The 8,799-nt window shown below is 35.9% G+C and carries 7 protein-coding genes; 5 read left to right on the forward strand and 2 right to left on the reverse strand.

Translation table 11 applies throughout. From position 1 onward, the window contains the following. Nucleotides 1–23 precede the first annotated feature (23 nt). Complete coding sequence (gldJ, locus tag Q0L65_RS01360) at nt 24–1,712, reverse strand: gliding motility lipoprotein GldJ (RefSeq protein WP_296682602.1); 1,689 nt, start codon at nt 1,710–1,712, stop codon at nt 24–26. A 425-nt stretch (nt 1,713–2,137) separates the two neighbouring features. Between gldJ and porV the strand changes: the two genes are divergently transcribed. The 4 genes from porV (at nt 2,138) to Q0L65_RS01380 (ending at nt 6,609) form a co-directional block, all read left to right on the forward strand. After that, nucleotides 2,138–3,301, forward strand: coding sequence for a type IX secretion system outer membrane channel protein PorV (gene porV, locus Q0L65_RS01365; RefSeq protein ID WP_296682604.1), 1,164 nt, complete (start codon nt 2,138–2,140; stop codon nt 3,299–3,301). Nucleotides 3,302–3,371: 70 nt separating this feature from the next. Beyond that, nucleotides 3,372–3,854, forward strand: coding sequence for a cytidine deaminase (locus Q0L65_RS01370; RefSeq protein WP_296682605.1), 483 nt, complete (start codon nt 3,372–3,374; stop codon nt 3,852–3,854). Between the two features lie 127 nt (nt 3,855–3,981). Beyond that, a complete protein-coding gene (pdhA, locus tag Q0L65_RS01375; protein ID WP_296682607.1) occupies nt 3,982–4,980 on the forward strand; it encodes a pyruvate dehydrogenase (acetyl-transferring) E1 component subunit alpha in 999 nt (332 codons plus the stop codon). A gap of 6 nt (nt 4,981–4,986) precedes the next feature. After that, the gene (locus Q0L65_RS01380) at nt 4,987–6,609 is read left to right on the forward strand and encodes a pyruvate dehydrogenase complex dihydrolipoamide acetyltransferase (RefSeq protein WP_296682608.1); all 1,623 of its coding nucleotides are present in this window, start codon (nt 4,987–4,989) and stop codon (nt 6,607–6,609) included. 55 nt (nt 6,610–6,664) lie between these two features. Here the strand turns inward: Q0L65_RS01380 and Q0L65_RS01385 are convergent, their stop codons facing one another. Then, nucleotides 6,665–7,897: a glycosyltransferase gene (locus Q0L65_RS01385; protein ID WP_296682610.1), complete on the reverse strand. Its 1,233-nt coding sequence runs from the start codon at nt 7,895–7,897 to the stop codon at nt 6,665–6,667. A 110-nt stretch (nt 7,898–8,007) separates the two neighbouring features. Between Q0L65_RS01385 and Q0L65_RS01390 the strand changes: the two genes are divergently transcribed. Next, nucleotides 8,008–8,589 carry a tRNA-(ms[2]io[6]A)-hydroxylase gene (locus Q0L65_RS01390; protein ID WP_296682611.1) on the forward strand — a complete coding sequence of 194 codons (582 nt, stop codon included), beginning with the start codon at nt 8,008–8,010 and terminating at the stop codon, nt 8,587–8,589. The last annotated feature ends 210 nt before the right edge of the window (nt 8,590–8,799 follow it).

Below are 8,799 nucleotides of genomic sequence, written 5' to 3' on the forward strand. Positions count from 1 at the left end.
TTTTTATTGTAATACTATAAAAACTAGTTTCTAGGTCTTTTCTTGTTTTGTGATTTAGAACCTACTCTTGACATAGCACATCTAAAACCGATGTAATCTGTTGCCATATCTTGAGGAAAATATCTTCTTTGGGCTGGATCCAACCAATACGCTCTATCTCTCCAAGACCCTCCTTTATATACTCTGACATTATCGTTAATCAAAGTCGTTCTTTTGTTAGATTTATCGTATTTTCTTACCATTTTACCTAAACTATCTACAGTAACATTGTGTTTAGGTGAATTGTACATGCTTTTTGCCTCTTTAGTAGACTCTGAAGAACCAAATTTAAAATCTTTGGTAGATTGTTGATCTCCATCTCTAAAATTCAAGTTGTTACTTCTATCAAAGTTTTGTCTCAAATAGGTTTCATTTTCATCCACTGGAACTTGAGCCAATTGACCTGGAAATGTTCTTGCAATAACTTTACCGTTACTTAAAGTGTCATACTTCATAGTCTCTTTAGTAATGATTTCTGCTTTACCATCTTTACCGATCTTGTTTTTGGTATATTGATTTCCTCTGAAATAATTAAAATCATTGAATTCATTGTCTACAATAGGTCTATATACATCCGCAACCCATTCCGCCACGTTACCCGCCATATCGTACAAACCAAAATCATTAGCTGGGTATTTTTTTACTTCATTAGTAATATCAGCTCCGTCATCAGACCATCCTGCTATACCACCATAATCTCCATTCCCTTGTTTAAAGTTAGCCAATTGATCTCCTTTTGTCTGACGTTTACCTGAACGTGTATATTGACCTGACCAAGGATATTTTTTCTGTCCTTTATATACATTATATTCTCTTTGTCCTATATCTGCAGCCGCGGCATATTCCCACTCTGCTTCAGTTGGCAATCTATATTCCGGCAATAACAATCCTGAAGAACGTTGCACATAAATATTTTTAGGCTCAATAACTTTTCCGTCTTTTCCTGTTTTTGTTCCTTTAGCTGCCGATCCTTTTCTTCCTTTCAAAACAATTTTATCATCGCCTCCGTAAGTTGATATTGGAGAATTAAAATAAGTCTCTGTACTAAATGAATTTTCAGCAGTTACATCTAAAGTTTTAGCATCTTTTTTCAAGTAGCCATTTTTTTCTAATAAGGCCTCATTCACACGATCTGTTCTCCATTTACTGAATTCATTCGCTTGAATCCAATTCACACCAACAACGGGATAACTTGCATAAGCAGGGTGTCTTAAATAATTATTAGTCATAGTTTCACTATATCCTAATCTATTTCTCCAGACCAAAGTATCAGGCAAAGCGCCTTCGTAAATATGTTTGTAGTTTTCTTCTGTTGGAGGGAATACATTTTTCAACCACTGTAAGTATTCTAAATACATAAAATTAGTCACCTCTGTTTCATCCATATAGAAGGATTGAACGTGTTGTTGGTTAGGAGTGTTATTCCAATCATGCATTACATCATCTTGCACTTTTCCCATAGTAAAAGTTCCTCCTTCAACAAAAACTAAACCAGGTCCAGCTTCTTGATCTCCTTCTTTCTTAAACCCTCCTTTTTTGTTATTTACATTCCAGCCCGTTGCTCTAGAAGATCCTTTACCCGAACTAGATGATTTTTTACTACAACTTGACACTCCTATGATTAACAACATAGACATCATCAATTGCAAGGCCTTAATTTTGTTTACTTTCATACTATTTTTTATAGGTAATTTTCGTATTGCAATATAATGATTACCAATTAACCGCTCTACTATTTTTTCTTTATAAATTTAAAAATCAACTTTTATGAGCAACCCCACAAAAACAAAAACGCAAATTTATAATTTTTATTATAACAATTACACTAATATACTACATTTTTACTTACAAAACCAACATAACCTCCCACTTCTTCAAGACAACCCAATTAATCCATAAGATTAAAACAAACTAAACATTCTACATAACTAATAAATAAATCACATACAATAATATCGAAAAAATGAAGTTATACAGAAATAGATTTCTGAGGTTAAACGAAAACTTCTTTTTTTTAACCCAGAATAAAATGTAGAAAAATTCAAAATTGGTAATACTATAAAAAATAGTACATTTGTTTAATCAATTACGTTTAAAAATGAAAAAAACAACCTTATTTCTGATATGCCTTATAATTATTTCTTCAGCAAAAGCACAAGAAAGAGTAATTACTACTGGTGTACCCTTTTTAATGGTTTCAGCAGATGCTAGAGCTGCAGGTATGGCTGATATTGGTATTGCTACTTCAACTGATGCTTTTGCTCAACAATGGAATCCTGCAAAGTATGCTTTTGCTGAACACAAACAAGGTTTTTCTGTGAGTTACACTCCTTACCTCACCGACTTGGTAAACGACATATCATTAGGACAAATAACTTATTTCAATAAAATCAACGAAAGAAGTGCTTGGGCAAGTAGTCTACGTTATTTTGGACTAGGGAATATTGAATTACGAAATGATGCTAATGACCAACCTAGAGTAGTCTCTCCAAACGAATTAGCTCTTGACGGTTCTTATTCATTAAAACTTAGCAATACCTTTTCAATGGCTGTCGCTGGAAGATATATTCGTTCTAATCTCAAAGTAGCCACTGATAATACCGATGCATCTGCAGCGAATACCTTTGCAGTAGATGTTGCCGGATTCTATCAGTCAGAAGAAAAAGCATACAATCATTTTAATGGTATTTGGCGTGCCGGTTTTAACATTCAGAACTTAGGCCCTAAAATCAGTTATGATAACGACGAATTCAATACTAATTTCTTACCCGCTAATTTAAAAATCGGAACAGGCTTTGACTTTATTTTTGACGAAGACAACAAGCTTACCGTCAACCTTGAACTGAACAAATTATTAGTTCCTACGCCTCAAAATCCAGATTTGAATGGAGACGGGACAACAACTCCAGAAGAATACGCTCAAAATTATAATGAGTACCGAAAAATTGGATGGGTTTCTGGTATATTTAAATCATTTGGCGATGCCCCAAATGGATTTAGTGAAGAAATCAACGAAGTCACCTATGCTTTAGGTTCAGAATATGTATACAAAGATGCATTTGCAATGCGCGCGGGTTATTTTCACGAAAGCCCTACGAAAGGAGCCAGACAATATTTTTCTTTAGGGGCAGGATTTAAATACACTACCGCAAAAATTGATGTATCGTATTTATTCTCAACTTCCAAAATAAGAAACCCTTTAGAAAACACACTCCGTTTCTCGTTAACCTTTAACTTTGGTGATAATTACGGACTAAATTAACATATAATAACTCATCTCACTACTAAATCCAAATTTCAATTGAAATTTGGATTTTTTTTCCGAAACAAAAATGAATAAAATAACGATAACTACTAATTTTGATGTTTTTGAATCTATTCAAGAATTACCTACCGACATTCAAAATTTAATGCAAGATGCTGTAGCAATTCGCAAAACAGCCTATGCTCCCTACTCCAATTTTAAAGTAGGAGCAGCTATTTTATTAGACAATGGAAAAATCATTTTAGGTTCCAACCAAGAAAATGCCGCCTACCCTTCTGGACTTTGCGCCGAAAGAGTAGCCGTTTTCCAAGCTGGGGCTATTTTTCCTGAAGCTAAAATTTTAAAAATGGCGATTTCAGCTGCATCGGGAAGTTCAACTACCGATGCACCAATACCTCCTTGCGGCTCTTGCAGACAGTCTATTGCTGAATACGAAATAAAACAAAATACCCCTATCGAAATTTACTTTATGGGAGAAATTGGCTCGATTTACAAATCAGACTCCCTAAAAAACTTACTACCGCTTCTTTTTGATAAAAAGTTCTTATAAAAAAACTCAAAAAATAGCATATTAATTTTAGTGCTAAGTTGGAATGTGTTATTTTTGCACTTCGCAAATTTGTGTGAGGAAACTATTTTGCGTTATTAGGTACAATTGATAACACAACATTATTCAAATGAAAGAAGTTACAAAAGAAGTTTATTTAAAGTGGTACGAAGACATGCTGCTTTGGAGAAAGTTTGAAGACAAACTTGCAGCATTATACATTCAACAAAAGGTAAGAGGATTTCTCCACTTATACAATGGTCAAGAAGCCGTTTTAGCAGGCGCTTTGCATGCTATGGATTTGACTAAAGACAAAATGATTACCGCATACAGAAACCACGTTCAACCTATTGGAATGGGAGTTGACCCAAGAGCTGTAATGGCTGAACTATTAGGAAAAGTAACCGGTACTTCAAAAGGAATGGGTGGTTCAATGCACATTTTCTCAAAAGAACATCGTTTTTACGGAGGTCACGGAATTGTTGGTGGCCAAATTCCTGTAGGAGCGGGATTAGCATTTGCAGATAAATATTTTGAAACTGGTGGTGTTACTATGACCTATTTTGGTGATGGAGCTGCTCGTCAAGGTTCTCTACACGAAGCGTTCAATATGGCTATGCTATGGAAATTACCTGTAGTATTTATCGTTGAAAACAACGGTTATGCCATGGGAACATCTGTGGAAAGAACAGCTAACCATACTGACATTTGGAAATTAGGATTAGGATATGAAATGCCTTGCGGACCTGTTGACGGAATGAATCCAGTGAAAGTGGCCGAAGCAATGACAGAAGCTATTGAAAGAGCGCGTCGTGGAGACGGACCTACTTTCCTTGAAATGAAAACGTACCGATACAGAGGACACTCAATGTCTGATGCACAACTATACCGTTCAAAAGAAGAGATAGAAGAATACAAAAAAATTGACCCAATTACACAAGTATTAGATGTAATCAAGGATCAAAAATATGCTACTAACGAAGAAATCGAAGCGATTGATCAAAGAGTTAAAGATTTAGTAGAAGAATGTGCAAAATTTGCAGAAGAATCTCCTTATCCAGAAATTCAACAATTATACGACGTAGTATACGAACAAGAAGACTATCCATTTTTACCTCATAAATTATAATCAGTTATGGCTACAATAGTAACAATGCCTCGTTTGAGCGATACAATGACAGAAGGAACGGTGGCTACTTGGCTTAAAAAAGTCGGTGATAAAGTAAGCGAAGGAGATATCTTAGCCGAAATCGAAACAGATAAAGCCACTATGGAATTTGAATCTTTCAATGAAGGAACACTTTTACATATTGGTATACAAGCAGGAGAAACTGCTCCGGTAGATTCATTATTAGCAATTATAGGAAATGAAGGAGAAGATATTTCAGCTTTATTAGCCGGAAGTACTGCAGCAGCTCCAGTAACTGAAACTCCTGTAGCAACTGAAACCAAACAAGAATCACCTGCAACTACACCAGCAGCAGCACTTCCAGAAGGAGTAATTGTAGTAACAATGCCTCGTTTGAGTGACACGATGACTGAAGGAACCGTAGCGACTTGGTTGAAAAAAGTAGGCGATACTGTTGCAGAAGGAGACATCCTTGCAGAAATCGAAACAGACAAAGCTACTATGGAGTTTGAGTCATTCAATGCTGGAACTTTATTATATATTGGAATTCAAGAAGGAAGCACGGCACCAGTTGATAGTTTATTAGCGATCATAGGGCCTGCTGGAACAGATATTAGTGGCGTAGCTGACAATTTTAAAGTTGGCGGTTCAAATGCTACTGTTGCAAAAGAAGAAACTAAAGCAGCGCCTGCTGAAAAGGCATCGCCAATCACTCAAGAAGCAGCCGCTGACGGACAACGTATTTTGGCTTCGCCTTTAGCTAAGAAAATTGCTAATGACAAAGGAATCCAATTATCACAAGTAAAAGGTTCTGGAGAAAATGGACGTATCGTAAAAAGTGATATCGAAAACTTTACTCCATCTGCAAGCAGCACTACAGCCGCTGCAACACAACCACAAGAAACAGCTAAAGTAGCAGCTCCAAAAGTATTCGTTCCTGCTGGAGAAGTTTTCACAGAAGAAATTAAAAATTCGCAAATGCGTAAAATCATTGCGAAACGTTTAGCTGAATCTTTATTCACAGCACCTCACTATAACTTATCTATTGAAGTTTCAATGGATGAAGCAATGAAATCAAGAGCCGTAATTAACAGTGTTCCTGACACCAAAGTTTCTTTCAATGACATGGTAATTAAGGCCTGTGCAACAGCCTTGAAAAAACACCCAATTATCAATTCGCAATGGAGAGAAGATGCTATTATCATCAATCACCACGTAAATATTGGTGTAGCAGTAGCTGTTGAAGACGGATTAGTAGTTCCTGTACTGCGATTTACAGATGCTATGAGTTTATCTCAAATTGGTGCAAGCGTAAGAGATTTAGCAGGAAGAGCTAAAAACAAAAAATTACTTCCTAACGAAATGGAAGGAAGTACATTTACAGTTTCTAACCTTGGAATGTTTGGTATCACTGAGTTCAACTCTATCATTAACCAACCTAACTCTGCTATCCTTTCTGTAGGAGCTATTGTAGAGAAACCAGTAGTTAAAAACGGACAAATTGTAGTAGGTAATACTATGATGCTTTCTTTAGCTTGTGACCACCGTACCATTGATGGTGCGACAGGAGCACAGTTTTTACAAACATTAAAACAATACATTGAGAACCCAGTAACAATGCTTGCATAATTACTCGTTTTCTTAAACTATAGAATCCCGTCTTGTTTTACTTGGCGGGATTTTTTTATTTCTTATTTTTTTCTTCAATCCAACGAGACATATATTTGGTACTCTGCATTGTATGGTGGTACAACATTTGACCCAAGAAATTATTTTGCCTGTGCTTCTTTAAATTCATTTGTAATTCAGCTATTGTATTCATAAATTCATCTTCAAACAGCTCTTTCAAATAGAGTTGCTTAATAATTTCAAATCCATTTTGCTGACTTTGTTTCCAAATAATTTCATCTTGATACAATTGAACTGACGCATCTGCAAATTGTTGCGGATTATCTTCGATACTACCATTCCAATCTAAAGCACCACGCATCGACTCAGCACCAATAGAAGAAGTAACTGATGGAGTTCCATATTCCATTGCTTCCAATAATTTCCCTTTAATTCCGGCACCAAAACGAAGCGGTGCCAACAATACCCGAGCATTTGAAATCACATCTTTAGCATTGTCAGCTCTACCTTTTATTACAAATCCTTCCTTCTCATTATGCAATTGAAAAACCTTCTGCGAAGGATAGGCCCCATAAATTTCCAACACTGCTGTAGGAAGTTGTTTTCTAATTAAAGGCCAAATTATTTCTTTTAAATACTGAACGGCATTCCAATTGGGTTCATGAAGAAAATTACCTATAAATACAAAATGTTGCCTTTGATTATATGGCAAAGTATTCCTATCAACCGAATCAACCACTAAAGGCAAGTAATACAAAAGCGATTGATCTATTTTAAAAACAGACTGTAATACCTCCATTTCGTATTCAGAAACCATCAAAGATACATCTGAACGCAAAATACTAGCAATTTCTCTTTTGGCTACATCTTCTTGTAGTAAATCCAAAATCTCAAATTTCCGATTCGCTTTAAAGGCATTAAAGCGAGCCAAACGCAAACAATGCAAATCTTCGGTGTCTAAAATCCGAACAGTATCAGGACAATTTTCCGCAACACGCCAACCAAATTGCTCTTCAATCATAAAACGATCAAACAAAACCACATTAGGCTGCAATTCCTTCAAAAACAAATCAAAACTAGAATCATTCAACTCAATAGCCACTTTATCAACACCAAAATCGGCAAGCGAAATCATAAAGTCACTATCCTGAGCGGGACTTGCAAAAGTAATGGCAAAACCCTGTTTCTTAAACAAGGAGATTAACTGCATCATTCTTCCACCAGCGGCAGAAGAATTAGGTTCAGGCCAAACAAAACCGATAATTAATAGTCGTTTATTCGTATTCATATTTACGTAATAGTGAAGTACAAAATAATGGTAATTAAACGGGAATTCCATCCTATTTCCTAAAAATTGAACATAAAAAGAGTAATTTTGCAACTCTAAATTAATAATTCATGTTAGGACTTAAATTAGCTACCGATCCCAGATGGGTCAATATCGTGGAATCCAATATTGAAGAAATCTTAACCGACCATGCGTGGTGCGAGCAAAAAGCAGCTACTAATGCCATTTACATCATCGTCAACAATTCAGAAAAAGAAGAATTGGTTACCGAAATGACCCGAATTGCTTTAGAAGAAATGGAACATTTTCAAATGGTACACAATATCATTAAAGAAAAAGGTTTAGTATTAGGTAGGGAAAGAAAAGACAATTATGTGAACGATCTGGTCAAATTTGCTAAAAAAGACGGCAGCCGAAACGATGCTTTGGTCGAACGACTACTTTTTGCAGCCATGATTGAAGCTCGAAGTTGCGAACGCTTCAAAGTCCTATCCGAAAATATTCAAGACCCTGAATTAGCGCAATTTTATAGAAATCTTATGATTTCTGAAGCAGGACATTATACTACTTTCCTAGGCTTTGCCAAACAATACCAAGAAAATACCAACGTAGATACCCGTTGGAAAGAATGGATTGCCTACGAATCCTCCATAATAACCAAATACGGCAAACAAGAAACCGTTCACGGATAAAAAGCAGTGGGTCTACTCATTTGTCATTCCGAACTCGTTTCGGAATCTATAAATTACACCTTTTATTTAGGTAATATTTGCAGCACCCGTTTTACTCCCTGAACACGACTTGTCCCGCTATCCGCGCTACGGGGTAGCTTGCTGCTATCGGGGCTATAAAAGTCGTTTAATAGTTCAAACATTTACCAAAATATAACTCCTAGCGGAGTA

This window comes from Flavobacterium sp. (genome assembly GCF_024642105.1).
GTDB lineage: Bacteria > Bacteroidota > Bacteroidia > Flavobacteriales > Flavobacteriaceae > Flavobacterium.